17 protein-coding genes are annotated in these 25868 nt (G+C 65.2%); 7 read left to right on the top strand and 10 right to left on the bottom strand.

Annotated elements, in window-relative coordinates:
- Positions 1-71: 71 nt before the first annotated feature.
- Positions 72-3782, top strand: a complete 3711-nt coding sequence (gene metH / locus ACK6AU_RS10385; protein WP_185701130.1) for a methionine synthase — start codon at positions 72-74, stop codon at positions 3780-3782.
- Positions 3783-3873: 91 nt separating this feature from the next.
- Positions 3874-4092 carry a DUF2970 domain-containing protein gene (locus tag ACK6AU_RS10380; protein WP_022639447.1) on the top strand — a complete coding sequence of 73 codons (219 nt, stop codon included), beginning with the start codon at positions 3874-3876 and terminating at the stop codon, positions 4090-4092.
- Positions 4093-4096: 4 nt separating this feature from the next.
- Here ACK6AU_RS10380 and ACK6AU_RS10375 read toward each other — a convergent pair whose 3' ends face one another.
- Complete coding sequence (locus tag ACK6AU_RS10375; RefSeq protein WP_409299196.1) at positions 4097-5182, bottom strand: ABC transporter substrate-binding protein; 1086 nt, start codon at positions 5180-5182, stop codon at positions 4097-4099.
- A 595-nt stretch (positions 5183-5777) separates the two neighbouring features.
- Here ACK6AU_RS10375 and ACK6AU_RS10370 point away from each other — a divergent pair.
- Both ACK6AU_RS10370 and ACK6AU_RS10365 read left to right on the top strand, forming a co-directional pair.
- A complete protein-coding gene (locus tag ACK6AU_RS10370; protein WP_185701129.1) occupies positions 5778-7436 on the top strand; it encodes a nitrite/sulfite reductase in 1659 nt (552 codons plus the stop codon).
- Complete coding sequence (locus tag ACK6AU_RS10365; protein ID WP_185701128.1) at positions 7420-7914, top strand: DUF934 domain-containing protein; 495 nt, start codon at positions 7420-7422, stop codon at positions 7912-7914. Before ACK6AU_RS10370 ends, ACK6AU_RS10365 begins: the two co-directional genes overlap by 17 nt.
- Positions 7915-8095: 181 nt before the next feature.
- On the opposite strand, the gene sohB is transcribed toward ACK6AU_RS10365, so the two are convergent.
- Entirely contained in the window at positions 8096-9121 is a 1026-nt protein-coding gene (gene sohB, locus ACK6AU_RS10360; protein ID WP_185701127.1) for a protease SohB, read from the bottom strand.
- A gap of 202 nt (positions 9122-9323) precedes the next feature.
- Between sohB and ACK6AU_RS10355 the strand changes: the two genes are divergently transcribed.
- Together ACK6AU_RS10355 and ACK6AU_RS10350 are read left to right on the top strand one after the other, a co-directional pair.
- Positions 9324-10034, top strand: a complete 711-nt coding sequence (locus ACK6AU_RS10355) for a histidine phosphatase family protein (protein ID WP_409299164.1) — start codon at positions 9324-9326, stop codon at positions 10032-10034.
- A gap of 51 nt (positions 10035-10085) precedes the next feature.
- Positions 10086-10400, top strand: a complete 315-nt coding sequence (locus tag ACK6AU_RS10350; RefSeq protein WP_068581441.1) for an SCP2 sterol-binding domain-containing protein — start codon at positions 10086-10088, stop codon at positions 10398-10400.
- Between the two features lie 56 nt (positions 10401-10456).
- On the opposite strand, the gene ACK6AU_RS10345 is transcribed toward ACK6AU_RS10350, so the two are convergent.
- The 8 genes from ACK6AU_RS10345 to ACK6AU_RS10310 form a co-directional block, all read right to left on the bottom strand.
- Positions 10457-12052: an ABC transporter ATP-binding protein gene (locus ACK6AU_RS10345; RefSeq protein ID WP_409299161.1), complete on the bottom strand. Its 1596-nt coding sequence runs from the start codon at positions 12050-12052 to the stop codon at positions 10457-10459.
- A gap of 17 nt (positions 12053-12069) precedes the next feature.
- Positions 12070-13092 carry an ABC transporter permease gene (locus tag ACK6AU_RS10340; protein WP_409299194.1) on the bottom strand — a complete coding sequence of 341 codons (1023 nt, stop codon included), beginning with the start codon at positions 13090-13092 and terminating at the stop codon, positions 12070-12072.
- Positions 13089-14153: a microcin C ABC transporter permease YejB gene (locus ACK6AU_RS10335; RefSeq protein WP_409299159.1), complete on the bottom strand. Its 1065-nt coding sequence runs from the start codon at positions 14151-14153 to the stop codon at positions 13089-13091. The genes ACK6AU_RS10340 and ACK6AU_RS10335 overlap by 4 nt, the downstream gene beginning before the upstream one ends.
- Entirely contained in the window at positions 14140-15993 is a 1854-nt protein-coding gene (locus ACK6AU_RS10330) for an extracellular solute-binding protein (protein WP_185700840.1), read from the bottom strand. Before ACK6AU_RS10330 ends, ACK6AU_RS10335 begins: the two co-directional genes overlap by 14 nt.
- Before the next feature lie 196 nt (positions 15994-16189).
- The gene (locus ACK6AU_RS10325) at positions 16190-19096 is read right to left on the bottom strand and encodes a TonB-dependent receptor (RefSeq protein ID WP_260498068.1); all 2907 of its coding nucleotides are present in this window, start codon (positions 19094-19096) and stop codon (positions 16190-16192) included.
- A 219-nt stretch (positions 19097-19315) separates the two neighbouring features.
- Positions 19316-22252: a TonB-dependent receptor gene (locus tag ACK6AU_RS10320; RefSeq protein WP_409299156.1), complete on the bottom strand. Its 2937-nt coding sequence runs from the start codon at positions 22250-22252 to the stop codon at positions 19316-19318.
- Positions 22253-22345: 93 nt separating this feature from the next.
- Positions 22346-23311 (bottom strand): FecR domain-containing protein, encoded by a 966-nt coding sequence (locus ACK6AU_RS10315; protein WP_185700838.1) that lies wholly within the window; start codon positions 23309-23311, stop codon positions 22346-22348.
- The gene (locus tag ACK6AU_RS10310; protein WP_185700837.1) at positions 23308-23820 is read right to left on the bottom strand and encodes a sigma-70 family RNA polymerase sigma factor; all 513 of its coding nucleotides are present in this window, start codon (positions 23818-23820) and stop codon (positions 23308-23310) included. Before ACK6AU_RS10310 ends, ACK6AU_RS10315 begins: the two co-directional genes overlap by 4 nt.
- A 304-nt stretch (positions 23821-24124) precedes the next feature.
- Here ACK6AU_RS10310 and ACK6AU_RS10305 point away from each other — a divergent pair, with 304 nt between their 5' ends.
- Positions 24125-25843, top strand: coding sequence for a hydrogenase maturation protein (locus ACK6AU_RS10305; RefSeq protein WP_409299153.1), 1719 nt, complete (start codon positions 24125-24127; stop codon positions 25841-25843).
- Positions 25844-25868: the final 25 nt, after the last annotated feature.

Genomic DNA, 25868 nt, shown 5'->3' with positions numbered 1-25868 from the left:
GCGCATGCCGCAAAACCACGCAGGTTTGCTATTCTCCACGCCCTCCGTAATGGCCTTTCCAGGTAGCCCCCATGTCCGACCGCAGTACTCGCCTCCACGCTCTCCAGCAAGCCCTCAAGGAGCGCATCCTGATCCTCGATGGCGGCATGGGGACCATGATCCAGAGCTACAAGCTCGAGGAGCGGGACTACCGCGGTGAGCGTTTCGCCGACTGGCCCAGCGACGTCAAGGGCAACAACGACCTGCTGGTACTGACCCGTCCGGACGTGATCGGCGCGATCGAGAAAGCCTACCTGGACGCCGGGGCCGACATCCTCGAGACCAACACCTTCAACGCCACCCAAGTGTCCCAGGCCGACTACGGCATGGAGGCGCTGGTCTACGAACTGAACGTAGAAGGTGCCCGCCTGGCCCGCAAGGTGGCCGACGCGAAAACCCTGGAGACCCCGGATAAGCCGCGCTTCGTCGCCGGCGTCCTGGGCCCGACCAGCCGCACCTGCTCGATCTCTCCCGATGTCAACGACCCGGGCTACCGCAACGTCACTTTCGACGAACTGGTGAGCAACTACACCCAGGCCACCCGCGGCCTGATCGAGGGCGGCGCCGACCTGATCCTGATCGAGACCATCTTCGACACCCTCAATGCCAAGGCGGCGATCTTCGCCGTGCAGCAGGTGTTCGAGGAGGACAACGTCGAATTGCCGATCATGATCTCCGGCACCATCACCGACGCCTCCGGCCGCACGCTGTCGGGCCAGACTACCGAGGCGTTCTGGAACTCGGTGCGCCACGCCAAGCCGATCTCCGTGGGCCTGAACTGCGCCCTGGGCGCCAAGGACCTGCGTCCTTACCTGGAAGAACTGTCGACCAAGGCCGACACCCATGTCTCGGCCCACCCCAACGCCGGCTTGCCCAACGCCTTCGGCGAATACGACGAGACCCCGGCGGAAATGGCCGCGGTGGTCGAGGAGTTCGCCGCCAGCGGCTTCCTCAACATCATCGGCGGTTGCTGCGGCACCACCCCGCCGCACATCCAGGCCATCGCCGAGGCCGTGGCCAAGTACAAGCCGCGGCAGATCCCGGACATCCCCAAGGCCTGCCGCCTGTCGGGCCTGGAGCCGTTCACCATCGATCGCCAGTCGTTGTTCGTCAACGTCGGCGAACGCACCAACATCACCGGTTCCGCCAAGTTCGCCAGGCTGATCCGCGAAGAGAACTACACCGAGGCCCTGGAAGTCGCCCTGCAGCAGGTCGAGGCCGGCGCCCAGGTGATCGACATCAACATGGACGAAGGGATGCTCGATTCCCAGGCCGCCATGGTCCGCTTCCTCAACCTGATCGCCGGTGAGCCGGACATCTCCCGCGTACCGATCATGATCGACTCCTCCAAGTGGGAGGTGATCGAAGCCGGCCTGAAGTGCATCCAGGGCAAGGGCATCGTCAACTCGATCTCGATGAAGGAAGGCGTCGAGCAGTTCAAGCACCATGCCCGCCTGTGCAAGCGCTATGGCGCCGCCGTGGTGGTGATGGCCTTCGACGAGGTCGGCCAGGCCGACACCGCCGCGCGCAAGAAGGAAATCTGCCAGCGCAGCTACGACATCCTGGTCAACGAGGTGGGCTTCCCGCCGGAAGACATCATCTTCGACCCGAACATCTTCGCCGTGGCCACCGGTATCGAAGAGCACAACAACTACGCCGTGGACTTCATCGAAGCCTGCGCCTACATCCGCGACCACCTGCCCTACGCCCTGTCGAGCGGCGGGGTGTCCAACGTGTCGTTCTCGTTCCGTGGCAACAACCCGGTGCGCGAGGCGATCCATTCGGTGTTCCTCTACCACGCGATCCAGAACGGCCTGACCATGGGCATCGTCAACGCCGGCCAGCTGGAGATCTATGACGAGATCCCGCCGGCCCTGCGCGACAAGGTCGAGGACGTGGTGCTCAACCGCACTCCGGAAGGCACCGACGCGCTGCTGGCCATCGCCGACGACTACAAGGGCGGCGGCGCCAGCAAGGAAGTCGAGGACGAGGCCTGGCGTTCGCTGCCAGTGGACAAGCGCCTGGAACACGCGCTGGTCAAGGGCATTACCGCCCATATCGTCGAGGACACCGAAGAGTGCCGCCAGCAATGCGCGCGCCCGATCGAGGTCATCGAAGGCCCGCTGATGAGCGGCATGAACGTGGTTGGCGACCTGTTCGGCGCCGGCAAGATGTTCCTGCCCCAGGTGGTCAAGTCGGCCCGCGTCATGAAGCAAGCCGTGGCCCACCTGATCCCGTTCATCGAGGCCGAGAAAGGCGACAAGCCCGAAGCCAAGGGCAAGATCCTCATGGCCACGGTCAAGGGCGACGTGCACGACATCGGCAAGAACATCGTCGGCGTGGTGCTGGGCTGCAACGGCTACGACATCGTCGACCTGGGCGTGATGGTGCCGGCGGAGAAGATCCTGCAGACCGCCCGCGACGAGAAGTGCGACATCATCGGCCTGTCCGGCTTGATCACCCCGTCGCTGGACGAGATGGTCCATGTCGCCCGCGAGATGCAGCGCCAGGATTTCCACCTGCCGCTGATGATCGGTGGTGCCACCACCTCCAAGGCCCACACCGCGGTGAAGATCGAACCCAAGTACAACAACGACGCGGTGATCTACGTCACCGACGCCTCCCGCGCCGTGGGCGTGGCCACCCAACTGCTGTCCAGGGAACTCAAGCCCGGCTTCGTCGACAAGACCCGCCAGGAATACGTGGAAGTGCGCGAGCGCACCGCCAACCGCAGCGCCCGCACCGAGCGCTTGAGCTACCAGCAGGCGATCGCGGCCAAGCCGCAATATGACTGGGCGGCCTACCAGGCCACGACCCCGTCCTTCACTGGCGTGAAGATGCTCGACAACATCGACCTGCGCGAGCTGGCCGAGTACATCGACTGGACGCCGTTCTTCATCTCCTGGGACCTGGCCGGGAAATTCCCGCGCATCCTCACCGACGAAGTGGTCGGCGAGGCAGCGTCGGCGCTGTACAAGGATGCGCGCGAGATGCTCGACAAGCTGATCGACGAGAAGCTCATCAGCGCCCGGGCGGTATTCGGCTTCTGGCCGGCCAACCAGGTCAACCATGACGACATCGAAGTCTACGGCGACCATGGCCAGCCCCTGGCCACCCTGCACCACCTGCGCCAGCAGACCATCAAGCCCGACGGCAAGCCCAACCTGTCGCTGGCCGACTTCGTGGCGCCCAAGGACAGCGGCGTGACCGACTACGTCGGCGGCTTCATCACCACCGCCGGCATCGGCGCCGAGGAAGTGGCCAAGGCCTACCAGGACAAAGGCGACGACTACAGCTCGATCATGGTCAAGGCCCTGGCCGACCGCCTGGCCGAAGCCTGCGCCGAGTGGCTGCACGAACAGGTGCGCAAGGAGTACTGGGGTTACGCCAGGGACGAGCACCTGGACAACGAGGCGCTGATCAAGGAGCAGTACAGCGGTATCCGCCCTGCCCCGGGCTATCCGGCGTGCCCGGACCACACCGAGAAGAGCACCCTGTTCGCCCTGCTCGACCCCGAGGCCAGCGAAGGCAAGGCCGGGCGCAGCGGCGTGTTCCTCACCGAACACTTCGCCATGTTCCCGGCGGCGGCGGTCAGTGGCTGGTACTTCGCCCACCCGCAGGCGCAGTACTTCGCCGTGGGCAAGGTCGACAAGGACCAGGTGCAGAGCTACGCCCAGCGCAAGGGCCAGGACCTGGCCGTGAGCGAACGCTGGCTGGCGCCGAACCTGGGCTACGACGACTGATCGCAGCCGCTTGTACAGGGGGCACCAGGCCCCCCTGATGCCCGCCGGTATTGTCTATGCTCTGTTGACACCCAACCGTGTCGAGGGATTTATGGACGATCCAAGCAACAACCAGCCACCGACCTTCCTGCAAATGCTGCAAAGCGTCCTGGCGGCAGCCTTCGGCGTACAAAGCGGGAAGAATCGCGCCCGCGACTTCACCCACGGCAAGCCCAGCCACTTCATCGCGCTGGGTATCCTGTTCACCACCTTGTTCGTCCTGGTGCTGCTGGGCATCGCCAAGCTGGCGATGCATCTGGCGGGGGTCTGAAGCGCTAGTGCAGCAGCAACTGCAACCCGAAGGGATAGCGATAGCCGTCCGGCTTGCCCTGGGCGGACAAGGCGCGGAAATTCACCCCGGCCCCTGCACGGTCTCCCAGGCGCAGCAGTTGCTGCGCCTGGCCCGGGGTCAGCGGTTGCAATAGCGGCAAGCGCCAGTCCGGCCCGCCCTGGCGCCGGGTGTCGAGGCCCAGCGCGTCGTCGTGGAGCGTCACCAGGGCCCAGCCGCCCAGGGTGAAGTGCCCGGCGACCAGGACCGACAATTGCCCATCGATCAAGGCCTGCAGCGCCTGCGGTGAACTGTTGAGCCCGCTGAACAGCACGTCCTTGCCGGGCTTGCGGCCCAGCTCGCGAGCCGCGCTCATGGCCCCCAGGGCCATTTCATCATTGGCCGCCCAGACCAGCTGGGTCTGCGGGTAACGCCGCAGCAACTGCTGGGCCTGGCGATAGGCACGCTCACGGTTCCACTCGCCATAGACCAGCTGACGCAGGTGCACCTGCGGGAATTCGGCCAGGGCCCGGCGCAGGCCCTGCTCGCGCAGTTGCGCCGAAGGCGTGACCTTGAGACCGGAAAACGCCAGCAACTCGACGCTCTGCCCAGCAGGCACCGGGCCATGCTGGCGCAACAACTCCTTGAGCATCAGGTAGCCGGCCTCTTCGTCGTTACCGAGCATGCTGCCGATCCAGTCGGAATACTTGTGCCGGCTCTGGCCGATCAACTCGCGCTGATCCTGGGTCAACGCGCTGTTGACCATGAACAGCTTGATCCCGGTGCCCTGGGACAAGCGCAGGATCTGCGGGGCGATGTACTGCTCGTTCACCAGCACCAGGTAGTCCGGCTTATGTTCGCTCTGGAACACCTGCCGCGCCTGTTCCAGGGTCCGGCCGGCGTCGCGCTCGGCATAGAGGATACGCAGGTCCATGCCCAGGTCGCGCGCAGCGGCCTGCATGAAATGCGAATAACTGACCCAGAAGGTTTCGGTCGAATGGCCCGGATTGAGGAAGACCACCGATGTCGCCTGAGCCAGGCTCCAGAACGGCAGGCTCAACCACACCACACACTTGCACAACAGCTTGAACATCACGAAAAGAGCCCCAGAATGATCCCAGCAGTATAACTGGCAAGATGCTGGCCAATAGCGGTAAATTGTCGTGATTGTCCGACAATCCAGGCTCTTCGCTGCCTCTCTACTACTGGTGGCTGACCCAGAACACGGCCGTCCCCACGACCAGTATGATCAGAAAGAGAATGGCCCAAGCGTCGACACTGCTGTCACTTTTCCTGGCTTTGGTTGGATGGCTCATAGCATCGCCTCTAGTGGATTTTATCGGTGACTGCTCAAAGACACGCCCACAGTTAAGACCAGGATTTCCCACATCACAAATGTGGTTACTGATAAAGCCTTAGCGTTAGTCGTTTTGGTTCTTTACATATACTAAAACTTCACTTTTGCGCATAACCGCAAACTGGTATCGTTCGGCGGCTCCGATCGGAGTGCGCGGCCGTGCGCGCAGATTTGCTTACGTAGGTGGTGTTGAGCGTCAACGAAGGCAAGACGAGGTGGAGGCGGTGACGGACCGCGATCGACGCCAGTCAAAGTCCCCTGATGAACCTGTTCACCGCAGTATTTGCCGAGTGCGCCTGCAAGCCACCTGTAGCCTGAGAACTGGACCTATATGTACGTATACGACGAGTACGATCAGCGGATCATCGAGGACCGCGTCAAGCAGTTCCGTGATCAGACCCGACGCTATCTGGCAGGCGAGCTGAGCGAAGAAGAATTCCGCCCCCTGCGCCTGCAGAACGGGCTTTATATCCAACGCTTCGCCCCGATGCTGCGGGTCGCCGTGCCTTATGGCCAGCTGAACTCGCGCCAGGCGCGAATGATGGCCAAGATCGCCCGCGACTACGACAAGGGCTACGCGCACATCAGTACCCGGCAGAACGTGCAGTTCAACTGGCCGGCCCTGGAAGACGTGCCAGAGATCCTGGCCGAGCTGGCCACCGTGCAGATGCATGCCATCCAGACCAGCGGCAACTGCCTGCGCAACGTCACCACCGACCAGTTCGCCGGCGTCGCTGCCGATGAGTTGGTGGACCCGCGCCCATGGTGCGAGATCGTCCGCCAGTGGACCACCTTCCACCCCGAATTCGCCTACCTGCCGCGCAAGTTCAAGATCGCCATCAATGGCTCGACCGCCGACCGCGCGGCCATCGAGGTGCACGACATCGGCCTGGAGCCGCACTACAACGCCGCCGGCGAGCTGGGCTTCCGGGTCCTGGTGGGCGGTGGCCTGGGCCGGACCCCGGTGGTCGGCGCCTTCATCAACGAGTTCCTGCCCTGGCAGGATCTTCTGAGCTACCTCGACGCCATCCTGCGGGTCTACAACCGCTATGGCCGGCGCGACAACAAGTACAAGGCGCGGATCAAGATCCTGGTCAAGGCCCTGACTCCCGAAGTGTTCGCCGAGAAGGTCGAGGCCGAGATGGTCCACCTGCGTGGCGGCCAGACCACCCTGACCGAGGCCGAGGTGCATCGCGTGGCCCGGCACTTCGTCGATCCGGACTACAAGACCCTGGACAACCAGGACGCCGCCCTCGCCGCCCTGGACCAGCAGCACCCGGGTTTCGCCCGCTGGCGCGCACGCAACACCCTGGCCCACAAGAAGCCGGGGTATGTCGCCGTGAGCCTGTCGCTCAAGCCTACCGGCGTGGCCCCGGGAGATGTCACCGACAAGCAGTTCGATGCCATCGCCGACCTGGCCGACCGCTACAGCTTCGGCCTGCTGCGTACCTCCCACGAGCAGAACGTGATCCTCGCCGACGTCGAGCAGAGCCAGCTGTTCACCCTCTGGGGCGAACTGCGGGAAAACGGTTTCGCCACGCCGAACATCGGCCTGCTGACCGACATCATCTGCTGCCCTGGCGGTGATTTCTGCTCCCTGGCCAATGCCAAGTCGATCCCGATCGCCGAATCCATCCAGCGGCGCTTCGACGACCTGGACTACCTGTTCGACATCGGCGAGCTGGACCTCAACATCTCCGGTTGCATGAACGCCTGTGGCCACCACCACGTGGGCCACATCGGCATCCTCGGCGTCGACAAGAAAGGCGAGGAGTTCTACCAGGTCTCCCTGGGTGGCAGCGCCAGCCGCGACGCCAGCCTGGGCAAGATCCTCGGCCCGTCCTTCGCCCAGGACGACATGCCGGACGTGATCTCCAAGTTGATCGACGTGTACGTGGAACAGCGTACCGAGGACGAGCGCTTCATCGACACCTACCAACGTATTGGCATCGACCTCTTCAAGGAACGCGTCTATGCAGCGAATCATTAAGAACAACCAGGTCGTCGACGAAACCTGGCACTTGCTGCCCAAGGACGCGACCCTCGATGGCATCTCCAACTGCGACGACCTGATCGTGCCGCTGGCACTGTGGCGCGACCACGGCCACGCCCTCAAGGCCCGCGATGGCGGCCTGGGCGTCTGGCTGGATGCGGACGAAGAAGCCGAAGAGATCGGTGCCGATGTCCACAACTTCCAGGTGATCGCCTTGAACTTCCCGGCCTTCACCGACGGCCGCAACTACTCCAACGCGCGGCTGTTGCGTGATCGCTATGGCTACAAGGGCGAACTACGGGCCATCGGCGACGTACTGCGCGACCAGTTGTTCTACCTGCAGCGCTGTGGTTTCGACGCTTATGCACTGCGGGCCGACAAGGACCCCTACGAAGCCCTGGAAAGCCTCAAGGACTTCTCGGTGACCTACCAGGCCGCCACGGACCAGCCACTGCCGCTGTTCCGCCGCCGCTAGGCCTGCGCCAACAAAAAGCCCTGGACCGGTTTCCCGCTCCAGGGCTTTTTTGCATCGGTCGTCTTCTAGACCGTCATCGCGGGCACGTTCCCACAGAAACCTGGGTTCGAGCTTCGTTGTAGGAGCGAGGCTTGCCCGCGATAGTTCTCAAGGCGCGCACCCACTGCAAGCTCGCGCAGCCTTACCAGAAACGCTGCTGGGTCAGACGGCTCCACCAGGTCAGCAACACGCGGTCCACCGAACCACTGGCCGCCAGCCCTACCCGCTCCTGCAGGCTCTTGCGCTCGGCGTAGTGCAGGTGGAATACCTCGGCCGCCTTGGCTTTCTCGGCCAGGTACTCGTCGCTGGTCCGCAACTCGTCCACCAGTTGTTTTTCCTGGGCGGCTACGCCCAGCCAGACCTCGCCGGTGGCCACTTCATCGATGGCCAGTTGCGGGCGATAGCGGGCCACGAAGTTCTTGAACAGTTGATGAGTGACGTCCAGGTCTTCCTGGAACTTCTCCCGGCCCTTCTCGGTGTTCTCGCCGAACACCGTCAGGGTGCGCTTGTACTCGCCGGCGGTGAGTACCTCGAAGTCGATGTCATGCTTCTTCAGCAGGCGATTGACGTTGGGCAACTGCGCCACCACGCCGATGGAGCCGAGGATGGCGAAGGGTGCGCTGATGATCTTCTCGCCGATGCAGGCCATCATGTAGCCGCCGCTGGCCGCGACCTTGTCGATGCACACGGTGAGCGGCACCCCGGCCTGGCGAATGCGTGCCAGCTGCGAGGAGGCCAGGCCATAGCTGTGGACCATGCCGCCACCGCTTTCCAGGCGCAGCACCACTTCATCCTTGGGCGTGGCCAGGCTCAGCAACGCGGTGATCTCATGGCGCAGGCCCTCGGTCGCCGAGGCCTTGATATCGCCGTTGAAATCCAGGACGAACACCCGTGGCTTATCCTCGGCGGCCTGCTTCTTCTGCTTCTTCTCGGCCTTGCCCTTGGCCTTGCGCAAGGCCTTGAGCTGGTCCTTGTCCAACAGGCTCTGCTCCAGGCGTTCGCGCAGGTCCTTGTAGAAATCGTTCAGCTTGCTGACCTGCAACTGCCCGGCTCCCTTGCGCCGGCCCTTGCTGCGCAGCGCGGCAGCGGTGATCAGCACCACCAGGATGGCGACCACCAGGGTCACGGTCTTGGCCAGGAAACTGGCGTACTCGATGAAAAACTCCACGGAAACTCCTTACGCATGATCGCCACCCACCGGCGGCGCAATGGGCCCAAGCATACCGGCGCGACCGGTCGGCCACCAGTCGCGAAACCTTGCGTAGCCACGCTCCAACAATCATTTCAAACAAGCGTATGTTTTTTCATTGACAGCTCACCGGCATCCTCATAACCTCGCAAAACTTTCAACGTGCCGGGATGACGCGGACGTGGGCAGCATCTACTTGATTCGACATGGCCAGGCCTCCTTCGGTGCAGACGACTATGACGTGCTGTCGACCATCGGCGTGCGCCAGGCCAGCGTCCTGGGCGATCACCTGGCCGCCCTCGGAGTGAACTTCGATCGCTGCCTGTCCGGTGACCTGCAACGCCAACAGCACACCGCCCAGACCACCCTGGAACAGCTCGCTGCCGCTGGCCTGGCCACGCCGGCCCTGGAGATCGACCCGGCATTCAACGAGTTCGACGCCGACGCCATCATCCGCGCATTGCTGCCCGACCTGTTGTCCCAGGAACCCGAGGCGCTGAACACCCTGCGCAACGCCGCGCAAAATCGTGTTGAATTCCAACGCATCTTCGCCCTGATCATCCAGCGCTGGCTGGCCGGCACCTACGACCCACCTGGGCTGGAAAGCTGGCTGGGCTTCGTCGAGCGCGTCCAGGGTGGCTTGCAGCGGATCCTCGAAGCGGCGGACAACCGGCAGAAGATCGCCGTGTTCACCTCCGGCGGCACCATCACCGCCCTGCTCCACCTGATCACCCGGATGCCTGCCCAGCAGGCCTTCGAACTGAACTGGCAAATCGTCAACACTTCGCTCAACCAGCTGAAGTTCCGCGGTCGCGAAGTGTCCTTGGCCTCCTTCAACGGTCATACGCACCTGCAACTGTTGAAGGCACCGGAGCTCATCACTTTCCGCTGAGCCCGGCTTACCGTGAACCCTTGCTGTAACCACCCATAAAAGGATCGAACCATGACCTCCGTAGCTGACGCCGTAAAAGCCATGCAAGCCAAGTTCAACCCAGCTGCCGCTGCCGGCCTGGACCTGGTTTTCGGTTTCCGCATCGATGACACCAAGCACTTCTCGCTGGTAGTGAAAGACAGCACCTGCGAACTCAAGGAAGGCGAGAACCCAGACGCCCAGGTCACCCTGGTGATGGACGGCGAGACCCTGGACGGCATCGTCAGCGGCGAAACCGACGGCATGCAGGCCTTCATGGGCGGCAAGCTGCGCACCGAAGGCGACATGATGCTGGCCATGAAACTGAGCGAGCTGTTCCCAGCCTAAGACCCCGCAAGGTCCGGCCATCCACGAATCCCGCCCCCTGGCGGGATTCGTCGTTTTCAGCCCGCGCCAGCCGGCAGCGGCGCCACGCCGGACGCCGCCAGCAGCTCACGGGTGTAAGGATGCCGCGCCGCGGCAAACAACTGCTGCGTCTGGCCACGCTCCACCACCTGGCCGTCCTTCATCACGATCAAGTCATGGGCCAAGGCCTGGACCACCGCCAGGTCGTGGCTGATGAACAGGTAGGTCAGGCCATGCTCCTGCTGCAAGCGCCGCAACAGTGCCACCACCTGCTTCTGCACCGTGCGATCCAGGGCCGAGGTCGGCTCGTCCAGCAGGATCAGTTCAGGCTTGAGCACCAGGGCCCGGGCGATGGCGATGCGTTGGCGTTGGCCACCGGAAAACTCGTGGGGATAACGATGCCGCGCGGCCGGGTCCAGGCCCACTTGCTGCAGCACCTCGATCACCGCCCGCTCCTGTTGCCCGGGGTCCAGGTCGGTGTGCACCCGCAAGCCCTCGGCAATGATCTGCTGCACGCTCAGGCGCGGACTGAGGCTGCCGAACGGGTCCTGGAACACCACCTGCAATTGTCGGCGCAGCGGCCGCAGCTGCGCCCCCTCAAGCCCCTCCAGGGCCTGTCCATTGAAGCGGATGTGCCCTTCGCTGGCGATCAACCGCAAGATCGCCTGGCCCAGGGTCGACTTGCCCGAGCCGGATTCACCGACGATGCCCAGGGTCTTGCCCCGTTGCAGTTGCAGGTCGATGCCATCCACCGCCTTCAGGTAACGCCGTGGCCGCCACCAGCCGCCGCCCTGGCCGAACCAGACCTTCAGCCGCTCCACCGCCAGCAGGGTTTCACTGCTGCCCCGGGGCAGCGCCTGGCCGCCGGGCTCGGCATTGAGCAATTCCAGGCTGTAGGGATGTCGCGGTGCCTGGAACAGCTGCTGGCAATCAGCCTGCTCGACAATGCAGCCGCCGCGCATTACCGCCACACGCTGGGCAATGTGGCGCACCAGGTTCAGGTCATGGCTGATGATCAGCAGCGCCATGCCCAGGCGCTGTTGCAACGCCTGGAGCAACAGCACGATCTTGCGCTGCACGGTCACATCCAGGGCAGTGGTGGGTTCGTCGGCGATCAGCAACTCCGGTTCGCAGGCCAGGGCCATGGCGATCATCACCCGCTGGCGCTGGCCGCCGGACAGTTGGTGCGGGTAAGCCTTGAGCCGTTCCCGGGGGTTCTGGATACCCACCAGCTCCAGCAGCTCGAGGATCCGCTCCCGGGCCTGGGCCCCGGCCAGGCCCTTGTGCAGGCGCAGGGTCTCACCCAGCTGCCGCTCGACGCTGTGCAGCGGATTGAGCGAGCTCATGGGCTCCTGGAAGATCATCGCGATACGGTTGCCGCGCAGTTGGCGCAAACGCCCCGGCGCCACCCCCAGCAACTCCTCCCCGCGATAGCGGATGCTGCCCGCGATCCGCGCCGTACGCGGGTCGAGCAATTGCAGGAGGCTGTGGGCGGTCACCGACTTGCCAGAGCCGGACTCGCCCACCAGCGCCAGGCACTCACCGGGACGGATCTCCAGGTCCAGGCCATGCACCACCTCGGTGGCACCGAAGGCCACCTTCAGGCCACGCAGTTCAATCAAGGCTTGGGTCATCTTGGGCACTCGCAGTTTCAACTCTTGGGATCGAAGGCATCGCGGCAGCCTTCGCCGATGAACACCAGCAACGACAGGATCAATGCCAGGACGAAGAACGCCGTCAGCCCCAGCCAGGGCGCTTGCAGGTTGCTCTTGCCCTGGGCCACCAGTTCGCCCAGCGACGCGCTGCCGGCGGGCATGCCGAAGCCGAGGAAGTCCAGGGCCGACAAGGTGGCGATGGCGCCGGTGAGAATGAACGGCAGGTAGCTCAGGGTGGCGTTCATGGCGTTGGGCAGGATGTGCCGGCCCATCACTTGCAGGTCATCCACCCCCAGCGCCCGGGCTGCCTTGACGTACTCCAGGCTGCGGCTGCGCAGGAACTCGGTGCGCACCACGTCCACCAGGGCCAGCCAGGAGAACAGCGCCATGATCCCCAGCAGCCACCAGAAGTTCGGTTCGACGAAACCGGACAGGATGATCAGCAGGTACAGCACCGGCAGCCCCGACCAGACCTCCAGCAAGCGTTGCCCCCAGAGATCGACCCAGCCGCCGTAGTAGCCCTGCAGGGCGCCGGCGACGATGCCGACCAGGGCGCTGATGGCGGTCAGCGACAGGGCGAACAACAACGACACCCGCACCCCGAAGATCACCCGCGCCAGCACGTCCCGGGCCTGGTCGTCGGTGCCCAGCCAGTTGTCGCCACTGGGCGGGCTGGGGGCCGGCTGCGTCAGCTCGTAGTTGATGGTGTCGGAGCCGAAGGGAATCGGCGCGAACAACAACCAGCCACCCTGCCCCTCGATCAACTGGCGAACCGCGGCGCTGCGGTAATCCGGCTGGAACGGCAGCTGGCCGCCGAACTCCTGCTCGGTGTAGCGCTTGAAGGCCGGGAAATACCACTGGCCCTGGCACGCCACCAGCAACGGCTTGTCATTGGCGATCAGCTCGCCGCCCAGGCTCAGGGTGAACAGGCCGAGGAACAGCCACAACGACCACCAGCCACGCCGGTGCGCCTTGAAACGTTGCCAGCGCCGCCGGCCAAGGGGAGACAGGGGCATCAGAGCTTCCTCGCCGCGAAATCGATGCGTGGGTCGACCAGGGTGTAGGCCAGGTCGCCCAGCAGTTTTATCAACAAGCCGAACAGGGTGAAGATGAACAACGAGCCGAACACCACCGGGTAATCCCGGGAGACCGCCGCCTCGTAGCTCATGCGTCCCAGGCCATCGAGGGAGAAGATCACCTCGATCAGCAGCGAACCGCCGAAGAACACCGTGACCAGCGCCTGGGGCAGTCCCGCCACCACCAGCAGCATGGCGTTGCGAAACACATGGCCGTACAACACCTGGCGCTCGGTCAGGCCCTTGGCCCGCGCGGTGACCACGTACAGGCGCGAGATCTCGTTGAGGAAGCTGTTCTTGGTCAGCAGGGTCAGGCTGGCGAAACCGCCGACCACCAGCGCGCTGACCGGCAGCACCAGGTGCCAGAAATAGTCGGCGATCTTGCCCAGGGTGCTCAGTTGGTCGAAGTCGTCCGAGACCAGGCCGCGTACCGGGAACCAGTCCAGCAGGGTGCCGCCGGCGAACACCACGATCAGCAACAGGGCGAACAGGAACCCCGGCATCGCGTAGCCGACGATGATCGCCGCGCTGCTCCAGACATCGAACCCCGAGCCGTTGTGCACCGCCTTGCGAATCCCCAGGGGAATCGACACCAGGTAGGTAATCAGGGTCGCCCACAGGCCCAGGGACAAGGTCACCGGCAGCTTGTCCAGGATCAGCTCGGTGACCGTGGCGCCACGGAAGAAGCTCTTGCCGAAGTCCAGCCGGGCGTACTGCCCGAGCATCAGCCACAAGCGCTCGCTGGCGGGCTTGTCGAAGCCGTACTGGCGCTCGATGTCCGCCAGCAGCTGGGGGTCCAGGCCCCGGCTGGCGCGGGACTCGCCGGCCACGCTCTCCACATGCCCGCCGCCCACCGCGGCATTGGCGCCGATGCCCTGCAAACGGGCGATGGCCTGCTCCACCGGTCCTCCGGGAGCGGCCTGGACGATGACGAAATTGACCAGCAGGATGCACAACAAGGTCGGCACGATCAGCAGCATGCGCCGCAGGCTATAACCCAGCATGGACCACCTCCGCGCTGTGCTTGTGCATCTGGTCCTGGGTCAGTGCCGTCGGGCTGACTTCCCACCAGCTGTCCAGCCCGGCGTCATACAACGGGGCGACCGCCGGGCGACCGAAGCGGTTCCACCACACCGTGGAGATACCCGGTGGGTAATAGTTGGGAATCCAGTAGTAGCCCCACTGCAACACCCGGTCCAGGGCCCGGGCATGGGCCAGCATGCTGCTGCGGCTGTCGGCCCGGACCAGGCCTTCGAGCAAGGCATCCACCACCGGGTTCTTGAGCACCATGTAGTTGTTCGAACCCGGATCGTCGGCTCCCTCGGCGCCGTAGTAGTTGAACAGCTCGCGCCCCGGAGCCTGGGACACCGGGTAGCCGACGACGATCATGTCGTAGTCGCGGCTGCGTACCCGGTTGGTGTACTGCGCGCTGTCCACCTGGCGAATGTCGAAGCCGATGCCGATCTGCGCCAGGTTGCGCTTGAACGGCAACAGCAGGCGCTCGAAGCCCTTCTGGCCATTGAGGAAGGTGAACTGCAGCGGCTCGCCGGCGGCATTCACCAGGCGATCGCCGCTGGGGGTCCAGCCGGCCTCGCGCAGCAGTTGCAGCGCCTGCAACTGCTGGCTACGGACGATCCCGCTGCCATCGGTCCTGGGCGCCTCGAACACCTGGCTGAAGACCTCATCCGGGACCTGCCCGCGCCAGGGCTCGAGGATCTTGAGCTCCTCGGCCGAGGGCAGGCCCACCGCCGCCAGTTCGCTGTGGGAGAAGAAGCTGCGCTGGCGCAGGTACAGGCCGCGCATCATCTGCCGGTTGCTCCACTCGAAGTCCCACAGCAAGGCGATGGCCTGGCGTACCCGGCGATCCTGGAACAGCGGCCGCTGCAGGTTGAAGACGAAGCCCTGGGTGCCCTGGGCCGCGCCAGGGGCCAGGTGCTCGCGCTGCAGGCGGCCATCGTCCAGGGCGGCACCGGCATAACCGATGGTGTAGGCAGTGGCGGAGAACTCGCGGTTGTAGTCATAGCCACCGGCCTTGAGGATCTGCCGCGCCACATCGGTATCGGCGAAGAACTCCAGGCGCAGGCGATCGAAATTGTAGCGCCCGCGCGCCACCGGCAGGCGCTCGCCCCACCAGTCCTTGACCCGCTCGAAGGTCACGCTGCGCCCGGCATCCACCTTGGCCACCCGGTACGGGCCACTGCCCAGGGGCGGCTCGAAGCCCCCGCCATCGGCAAAATTGCGTCCGCGCCACCAGTGTTCCGGCAGCACCGGCAACGACGCCAGGTCCAGGGGCAAGGTGCGGCTCTGGGCATTCTTGAACACGAAGCGCACTTGGCTGGGCGACTCCACCAGGACCTCGGCCACGTCGGCGAACTGCTGGCGGTACTTGAGGCTGCCCTGGGTCATCAGCAGCTCGAAGGTGAAGCGCACATCGCTGGCGCTGATCGGCCGGCCATCGGCGAAGCGCGCTGCCGGGTTCAGGTACAACCGCAACCAGCGCCGGTCCGGGGCCAGCTCCAGGCCCTGGGCCACCAGGCCATACACCGTGTAGGGCTCGTCCTGGGAGCGGTAGGCCAGGGGCGCGTAGACCCAGCCGTCGACCTCGGCCACCCCGGTGCCCTTGTCGATATAGGGCACCAGGTGATCGAACGGTCCGCTCTCCAGGGCAGAACGGCGCAGGCTGCCGCCCTTGGGCGCGTGCGGATTGACGTAGTCGAAGTGACTGAAGCCTGCCGGATACTTCGGTGCCTCGCCGTACACCGTCAACGACGGTTGCACGGCAGCCGACACCGCCGGGCTCAGCAGCACCCACAGCCAGAGCAAGAAGAAGGTTCGCAACGGCATTGCAACAAGCCCCTCTAGACAGCGACCGGGAGCGCACGGGCCAAGATGATCCGTGCGCCAGGCACCCGGGCGCGATTCTCGATGATCGCAACGCCCCGCTCCTGCCTGTGTTGTGCAACCAGGCCGGCCTTTTTATAGAGCGGGGTCTAGATCCATTGGTTACTAAAAAGCCTTCGGACTGCCGTTATCGGCTCGTTCAGAAGCTGTAGCTGAGCCGGGTGTACAAGGTCCGCCCGAAGGGGTCCGAGTAACGCGGGTCGTAGCCGCTCTGGAAGGTGTAGGTCTGGTTGCTGAACGGCGGCTCGCGGTCCAGCAGGTTCTTCACCCCCAGGGTGACGGCCAGGGACTTGCGCCAGGTGTAGGTGCCCGCCAGGTCCCAGACGCTGTAGGCGCCGACGCTGTGGTGGGTGCTGGGGTCCGAGTCGTGATAGCCGCTGGTGTAGCGGTTGGTCAGGCTGGCGCCCAGCGGCCCCTGGTTCCAGGTCGCGGTCAGGCTGTGGCGCCAGCGCGCCACCGCACCGGCGGAGGAGAAATCACCGCCGCGAAAATCCCCCAGCTTGTCGATGAAGGCGCCCTTGAGCTCTTGCTGGTACTCGTAGCGGTTGACGTAGGTACCTTGCAGCGCCACGCCGAACTGGCCCCAGGCCAGGGCCGGCAGGCGATAGTCGAAGTTGACGTCCACCCCTTCGGTCTTGAGCTTGCCCAGGTTGGACAGGCCGGTGACCACATGGTCGATGGAGCCATCGGCCTTGCGCACCAGGCGATCGGAATACAGGCCGGGGTTCTCGAACGGCGAGGACTCGGGGAATTCGGCGATCTGGTTGGCGATATCGATCCACCAGAAGTCCAGCCCGGTGGTCAGGCGCTCGAACGGCTGGTAGACGAACCCCAGGGTCACGTTGCGCGCGGTCTCGGGCTTGAGGTTGCGGTTACCGCCAGAGCTGCGGTTGAACTGCTGGGCGCAGTCGCGGTTGGCGATCCCGCCATGGCTCGGATTGCCGCCGGCGCACAGCACCGGATCGTTGTAGTTGGCGTTGGTGAAGGTGGTATAGCTCGGGTTGTACAACTCGTACAACGAAGGTGCGCGGAAACCTTCGCTATAGGCACCGCGAACCACCAGCTCGCGAAACGGCTGGAAGCGGAACGAATACTTGGGATTGGTGGTGCTGCCGAAATCGCTGTACTTGTCATGGCGCACCGCCGCCGACAACTCCAGGCTGTCGAGCACCGGTACGTTGAGCTCGGCGTACTGGGCCTGCACGCTGCGATCGCCCGCCACGGCGCCATTGGGATCGACTCCCAGGTTCTGCAAGTCACCGGCGAAGGCCGCGAAATCCTGATGGAAATCCTCCTTGCGATACTCGCCCCCCAGGGCCAGGCCGGCCGGGCCCGCACCGAACCAGTCGCCGATCTCGCGGCTGGCACGCCCGTCGATGGACTTGACCCGGCCCACAGCGGTGCCGTAGTCGCCGCTCACCGTGTTGGCCGCCAGCAAGGCTTGGCCTGCGCTGGTCTGTGGCCCGAAGGGGTTGATCACCCCGTTGGCGATCCCCTGGCGCACCGCCTGATCGAGCACATAACCGCTGCGGATGGTGTTGGTCACCTTGTTCTGGTTGTAGGCCGCGCCCAGGTTGTAGTCCCAGCCGGCCACGTTGCCGTCGAAGCTCAGCAGCAAGCGCTGGTTGCTGTTGTCGTCTTCATGCCGACGAGCGCCGACCGGGGCTTCACGCCAGTTCACCGATACCGGCTGCGAGGGGTCGAGGACAAAGTCGCTGGGCCCCGGGGTGATGCCATTGCCCGGGTAGAACGCGGTACCCGGGTTGATCTGGTTGCCCATCAAGGTGCCGGGGCCGATCTGGGTGCGGTTCTGGTTGCGCGCCCAGAAGTACTCCAGGCTGACGTTGTGTTCATCGCTGAGTTTGCCGGTGGCCTTGGCAAAGGCCGAGGTCTTCTCGGTTTCCGGCACCAGGTCCAGATAGCTCCACAGGCTCTGCCGGCAGATGCCATTGCGCGACAGCAACCCCGGGGCGTTGCAGCCGGAACCGGCCAGGGGGTTGGTGGCGTTGCCGCCCTGGCTCCAGTTGGCCGGGAAGGCCGTGCCCGAGGTGTAGTCCAGGCCGCGACCGGGCTGGTAGTTGTAGGTGTAGCCACGGTCCTTGGCCGCCAGGCGTTCCTGCTTGTCGTGGCTGACCACGCCAAAGACATTGAAGCGATCCTCCTCCAGGTCGCCGAACCCCCAGCTGCCGCTGAAGTTATTGCTCTGGCCACCGCCTGAATGAGTCGGGGTGTCGTAGCTGGTGCTGACCTGGCCGGTGGTGAGGCTGGTCTTGGTGATGAAGTTGATCACCCCGCCGATGGCGTCGGTGCCGTACAGCGCCGAGGCACCGTCACGCAGGACCTCGACCCGGTCGATGGCGGCGAAGGGAATGGTGTTCAGGTCCACCCCGGAACCGTTGCTGGAGCTGGTGGCGTTGTTGCTCAGGCGCCGGCCGTTGAGCAGCACCAGGGTTTTGTTCGGACCGATGCCACGTAGGTCGGCGAAGGCCGCGCCGCCGCTGCTGGAGCCCACCGAACGCCCGGAACCCACCGAGGACTGGTTGGCGGAAATGCGGTTGATCAACTCCTCGGTGCTGGTCACGCCCTGCTCGCGCAGTTTCTCGACCCGCAGGATGGTGACCGGCACCGCGGTCTCGGCATCGACCCGGCGGATCGCCGAACCGGTGACTTCGACCCGCTGCAACTGGGTGGTGGGTTCGGCGAAGGTCGCCGGGGTCGGCGCCACGCTGGCGGCCGGGGTCGCCGCGGCGCTGATCACCACGCCCTGGGCGCCCTCCTCGTCCTTGAGGCCAGTGCCGTGCAACGCCAGGGCCAGGGCCTGGTTGTGGCTTAGCTGGCCCTTGATCGCCGGGGCGGTATGCCCGGCCACCAGCGCCTGGGAAAAAGAGATCGGCAGGCCGCTCTGGCGCGAGATGCCCAGCAGCGTCTGGTCCAGCGGACCGGCGGGCAGGTCGAACGACTCGCTGGCGGCCCAGGCCGGCACGATCTGCAGAGACAGCAGCAAGGCCAGGCTCAAGGGGGATTTACGGGGTACAGACAGACTCATGGATAACCATCCCTGCGTTAGGTTCATGCAGGGATGTGCAATGGCCAGCGGTTTTTTATAGGTCCGGTTTAGACCGTTGGGTGCTGACCTTATACCCGCCGGGATACCCCGCTGGCCGGGCCGCTGAAGCGCCTGCGGAGCATGGCCTCGCAGGCTCGACAGCGGCTACAAGAACCGCCGCTGCCGCAGGCTGCGCATGGCCCGCAGGGCCACGGGGGTTCAACTGCCGAAGTGGTAGCTCAGGTCCAGCCACCATTGGCGCCCGTAGGCGTCGTAGTTGCCGGTGGGGTAATAGGGCCAGCCGCCGGAATCGTCGTGCTTGTACTGGTTGAGCAGGTTGTTGACGGTCAGGCCGAGGCTGGCGCGGTCGTTGATCTTGTAGCGGGCACTGGCGTTGAACACCGTCCAGGGCGACAGCCGGCCATCGCCGTTGCCATTGGTGACACTGCCGTAGCGGATGCCCATCAGGGTCGCGCTGTAGTGCGCATAGTCCCAGGTCAGGCTGGCGTTGGCCTTGCTGCGCCAGTCATGGTTGCTGCGGTCGGAGCGCAAATCCAGGCTCGCGGCCTGGTCGGACTCCTTGTAGTAATGCGAAAGCACCAGGGTGTAGCCCAGGGTCGAGCTGAATGCCCCGTAGTCGCCAGCGCCCCAGCGAATGTTGCTCTTGAGATCCAGGCCGCTGACCCGCTCGCTGGCGGCGTTGATCGCATTGACCCGCACCTGCTGCAGCTTGTTGGGGTCCACCGCGGCATTGCCGGGGTTGCGCTGGACCCGCGCCAGCACTGCCTGGCAACTGGCCGAGTGGATGTCCTGGGCGCCGCTGCGGCAGGCGTTCTCTTCCTGCAACAGGCGGTTCTGATCCACGCTCGTCAACAAGTCATCGATCTGCACCCGCCCGTAGTCGGCGGAAATATCGAAATTGCGCGACGGCGACCACACCAAGCCATAGGTCCAGGACTTGCCCCGCTCGGACTTGAGGTCGCTGGTGCCACTCTGCACGTAGTCCACCCGCCCGCGATCACAGGCGCCCTCCACCCCCTTGCTGCAGCCGTAGTAGTCGATCTGGTCCGGGTAGTAGCCGTTGCTGTCGGCCTGGTAGATGTAGTTCAGGTCCGGCGCACGAAAGCTGGTGCCATAGCTGCCGCGTACCAGCAGGCTGGTCAGCGGGCGCCACTCCAGGCCGAGGTTGTAGGTCTTCTGCTGTTCGCTGCGATCGGCGAACTTGTACTGGTCCCAGCGTCCGGCCAGGGACGCCAGCACGCTATCGGTGACCGGCACGCTGAACTCGCCGCCCAGGGCATAGCGCTTGCGCGAGCCACCGGACTCCTGCGCCGGTGCGGCGCCGTAGAACAACCCCTCGTTGAGCCCCGAGTCGGGCTCGATGCGATACGACTGCTTGCCCATTTCCAACACCCCGGCGAACCCCACCGGCCCGGCCGGCAAGTCGAACAGATCACCGTTGATCGAGGCGTTGTAGGTCTGCGACACCGAGCGACTGGTCTCGGTCTGGTTGCGGCGGAACTGGCGCCACTCGTCGGGAGTCAGCGGCCGGTCCAGGCGCGCCGGGTCCGGAGCGAACACCGGGTGGCCATCCTGGGTACCTAGTTGCGGCCCCAGGTAGAAATCGCGGATGGTCGACAACGGCCGGTAGCGGGTGCTGCGCACGCTGCGGTATTCCGAACGGTTGGCCGCCAGCTCGTAGCTCCAGCCGCTGTCGCCGAGCTGGTCGGACAGCCCCAGGGTGCCGGTCCAGGAAGTCTCGCGCCATTTGCTGTTGTTGCTGGTGCGCCCGCCGATCTCCTCCTCGGAGAAACGCCGGAACCAGCGCTCCAGGTTGCCGGTGTTGGCGTTGATGAAATCCGGGGAGGTGAAGGTCGGGCCGCGGGTGTTGTTCTGGATATGGTCCAGGCCGTACATCAGGTCGGCGTACAACTGGCCGCTGTCGCTGAAGTGCCAGGTCCCGCGGGTGTAGCCGTCGTAGTTTTCCTTCTGGGTCTGCAAGGTCCAGTAGTCGTTGTACATTTGGTCGGTGGTACAGCGCCCGCCGCTGCCGCCCAGGTGATTGCCGAAGGTGCCCTGGTAGGCGCCGCACCCGGGGCCCAGGTAGCGGCCGGTATCGAGGTTGCGCCGGTAGCCGACATCCACCGCCGGGCTGCTGTCCATGAACCCGCGGTCGTCGGCCCAGATCGGTTCGCGCCGGGTCAGCTCCAGGCCGAACAGGCCGTCGAAGTCGCCCCAACTGCCGCCACCGCTCAGTTGCAGGCGCTGGTTGTCGCCACCGCCACGTTCGCTGGTGCCGCCGCGCAGGTTGAGGTCGATGCCGTCGATCTTCTTCTTGAGGATGATGTTGACCACCCCGGCGATGGCATCCGAGCCGTAGACCGCCGAGGCTCCGCTGCTGAGGATCTCGATGCGCTCGATGACCGCCGAAGGAATGTTGGCCAGGTTGGTGAAGTTGACCTGGCCGCCATAGGCGGTCGGATAGTCCGCCACTCGCCGGCCGTTGATCAGCACCAGCGTATGGTTGGGCCCCAGGCCGCGCAGGTTGAGGGCACTGGCGGCTGGCTGCCAGGTGTTGCCGTAGTCCTCGCCCTGGGTCATGCCGGTGTTCTGGGTCTGGGTCGCCAAGGCGTCGTAGACGTTGCGGTAGCCGCGGGCCTCCATCTCCTGCTGGGTGATCACGGTGACCGGAGTCGCGCCGTCGGTCTGCGCCCGGGCGATGCGCGAGCCGGTGACCGTGACCTTCGATAGCCGTGGCTCGCTGGCACTGGCGGAGCTATCGGCGCGGACCGTGGCCGGGGCAGGCTTGGCCGCTGCCGGACGCAAGACCAGGCCCTGGTCGCTGGCCTCCACTTCCAGGCCGCTGCCTTGCAGCGCCCGCTCCAGCGCCTGCCGGGCATCCAGTGCGCCACGGATGGCCGGCCCCTGCTTGCCTTGCACCAGGTCCTGGCGGAAGGAGATCGGTACCCCGCTCTGGCGCGAGATATCCAGCAGCACCTGGTCCAGCGGCCCCTTGGCGATATCGAAGGAGAAGACTCCGGCCGCCGGTTCCTGGGCCAGAAGTGGCGCCGGGCAACTGGCGATGCCCAGGGCTACGGCCAACGACAATCGGCATAGATGCCGGAGCGGACGGTTGAAACAGTTCTGTGAAGACATCCCGAAGCCCTTCCCTGTTGAATGCAGTTGCAGGGAATGAGCGGCGGCAGGCGGTTTTTTATAGGGCGCGGGTTAGGCCAAGGGGCTATGAGCTTATAACCCGCCTTGGCGCGGCTCGATACTGACCCAGTAGGGGCTGTGGTAGCGCACCCGGATCGGCAGCGAACGCTCCAGCAGTTGCAGGGTGCGATCACTTTCGTCCAGCGGGTAGAGGCCACTGAGGCGCAAGCCGGCGACCTCGGGATCGACCCGCAGGATGCCACGTCGGTAACGACGCAACTGCTCGACGATGTCCCCCAGCGGCCGATCGCGCGCCTCCAGCAGGCCCTGGGTCCAGGCGCTCTCATAGCCCTTGGCCGCCTCCAGGGCCAGCAAGCCCTGGCCATCGAAGCGCAGGCTCTGCCCCGCCGCCACCACCTGCCGGGTGCCATTGGCCGTCAGCACTTCAACCTGGGAATGCAGCATCACCAGTTGGGTCGAGGCTTCGTCGCGACGCACCAGGAAGCGAGTACCCAGGGCACGCATGCGGCCATGCTCGGTCTGCACCACGAACGGTCGCGACGGGTCCCTGGCCACGTCCACCTGCAACTCACCACTGTGCAGCTCCAGTTGGCGCTGGCCCGGGTCGAAATGCGCCACCACCCGGGTACAGGCATCGAGCACCAGCGCACTGCCGTCATCGAGCCTCAGGCTGCGGCGCTCGCCCACGCCGGTGTACAGCGCGCCGGCGGGCGCCCACCCCTCCAGCTGGCGCCCCAGTAGCCCCGCTGCCAACGCCATGCCCAGCAGGCCCAGGCTGCTGCCAATGAAGCGTCGCCGGCTCGACGGGGCGTTGAGGCTGTGCAGCAGGCTGTCGCGGCTCAGCTGGCGCAGGGCAGGGTGCTGCAGGGCCGCGAACCCGCCGCCCATCAGGCCGATGACCTGCTCATGGGCGGGGTCGGCGCTGCGCCAGGCGGCGAACGCCTCGGCTTGCACCGCGCTCATCTGGCCCGACTGCAACAGGGCCATCCACTGGGCGGCCTCGTCCACCACCGCCGGGTCGATCCGCGAGCGACTCATGTTTCCACCAATGCCAGGTAGCAGCGCTTGAACGCCTCGGCCATGTACTGCTGCACCCGGCTGGTGGACACCCCCAGCAAGGCGCCGATCTGGGCATAGGTCAGGCCGTCCAGCTGGTGATAGAGAAACGCCGCCTTGGCCTTGGCCGACAAACCGTTGAGCAACTGGTCCACCGCCAGCAGCGCCTCGATCAGCAGGGCACGCTCCTCCGGCGAGGGATGCACCGGCGCAGGTGCCAGCGCCAGGCTTTCCAGGTAGGCGCGCTCCAGGTCCTGGCGGCGCCAGCCTTCGTAGACCAGGCGCCGGGCGATGGTGGTCAACAATGCCCGCGGTTCACGAATGGCGCTCGGATCGGGCAAGGCCAGGACCCGGACGAAGGTTTCCGAGGCGATGTCCTGGGCGCTGTGGTGACAGCCCAGGGCCCGGGCGACGGAGGCGCACAACCATTGGTAGTCCTTTTTGAACATCTGCCCGATCAGCGGGTAATGAGGGTTCGGATTCGTACCCATGCCTTGCTCCCTCGGCAGGCGTTCGAGCGCCTGGCACACCGATGATTGCGCCGGGCCAGTCCCGGTCCCGGATTGAGGCAGCGACTGTGCAATAGCGCCGACCCTGTTTTGAAGTAATTAAAAATTCTCTACAACTAACTAAAAAACATAAGCCATCCAGCGGCCCCTGCACCCTGGGTGCCGCTTGATTGATCTCGGTCAGCAGACGATTGCCTGTGCCCCCCTACTCTTGCGCCTCCATCACGGCCATGGACGGCTCATCGAAAGCCGCCTGCCACCCGATCACTCAAGGAAGAGTCTTGTCATGCGATCACTGAAGATCATCCTGCTATCCACCGCTTTCAATGGCCTGACCCAACGCGCCTGGCTCGATCTGCGCCAGGCCGGGCATCGTCCCAGCGTCGTGTTGTTCACCAGCGAAGAGCAAGTCTGCCAGCAGGTCGAGGACGCCGGCGCCGACCTGGTGATCTGTCCTTTCCTCAAGGACCGGGTGCCGCAGCAGCTGTGGAGCAACCCCAAGCGGCCGGTGGTGATCATCCACCCGGGCATCGTCGGCGATCGGGGTGCCAGCGCCCTGGACTGGGCCATCAGCAAGGAGCTCAAGCGCTGGGGCGTCACCGCCCTGCAGGCGGTGGAAGAAATGGACGCCGGGCCGATCTGGGCCACCCACGAATTCAACCTGCCGGCCGGGATGCGCAAGTCCGAGCTGTACAACGGCCCGGTCAGCGATGCGGCGATCCACTGCATCCGCGATGTGGTGGAGAAGTTCCGCAACGGCTACACCCCCGAACCGCTGGACTACGACAAGCCCTCGGTGCTCGGCCGCCTGCAACCGAACATGAAGCAAGCGGACCGCACCTTCAGCTGGCATGACTGCGCCCGGTTCATCAAGCGCAGCATCGATGCCGCCGATGGCCAGCCCGGAGTCCTGGCCAGCCTCGCCGGCGGCCAGTACTACGTATACGACGCGCACCTGGACCCGCGCACCGGCACCCCGGGGGAACTGCTGGCGGTGCACGACGACGCGGTACTGGTGGCCTGCGGCGACAGCAGCCTGTGGATCGGCTCCCTGCGGCTCAAGCCCCAGAGCGGCGAAGAAACCTTCAAGCGTCCGGCGCGCCATGTACTCGGCGAACGCCTGGCCGCAGTGCCGGTACTGGACTGGTCGGTGGCCAGCACGCCGTTCAGCACCGAGGCCTACCAGCCGATCCGCTATCGCGAATCCGGCAAGGTCGGCGAGCTGACCTTCGAGTTCTACAACGGCGCCATGAGCACCGAGCAATGCCAGCGCCTGGTCAGCGCCCTGCAATGGGCCAAGGCCCGCGACACCCAGGTGTTGCTGGTGCGCGGCGGCCGTGGCGCATTCTGCAATGGCGTGCACCTGAACGTGATCCAGGCGGCTCCCGAGCCGGGCCTGGAGGCCTGGGCCAACATCCAGGCCATCGACGATGTCTGCCGCGAGCTGCTCACCGCCCGCCAGCTGGTGGTCAGCGGCCTGACCGGCAATGCCGGCGCTGGCGGGCTGATGCTGGCCCTGGCCGCCGATGTGGTCCTGGCCCGCGCCGATACCGTGTACAACCCGCACTACAAGAGCATGGGCCTGTTCGGCTCCGAATATTGGACCTACAGCCTGCCCCGCGCCGTGGGCCAGCCCCTGGCCCGCCAGTTGACCGAAGCCTGCCTGCCCATCAGCGCCCTCCAGGCCCTGCAAATGGGCATGGTCCAGGAAGTGGGTCCACGGGATCCCGAAGAGTTCGGCCTGTGGCTGCTGCAACGGGCCAACGCCGTGCCCAGCGACCCGCGCTACCAGCATCTGCGCCAGCGCAAGCTCGATGCCGATCCGCAGTTGATGCAGCACTGCCGCAACGCCGAGCTGGAAGAAATGCACATGGACATGGTGCAGAACCGCAAGGGCTTCGCCGAGAAGTGCCGCAACTTCGTCTACAAGCGCAAGGCCTGCTGCACCCCCGAGCGCCTGATCGAGAACTGGGCCAAGCCCCAGGATATCGCCCTGGTGGGTTGAACCGCGTTCCCCTCCTGAACCGTCG

The sequence above is a fragment of the Pseudomonas sp. KCJK8993 genome, assembly GCF_046230915.1.
In the GTDB taxonomy this organism is placed as follows: domain Bacteria; phylum Pseudomonadota; class Gammaproteobacteria; order Pseudomonadales; family Pseudomonadaceae; genus Aquipseudomonas; species Aquipseudomonas piscis.
This window is presented reverse-complemented; position numbering and strand designations above follow the sequence as displayed.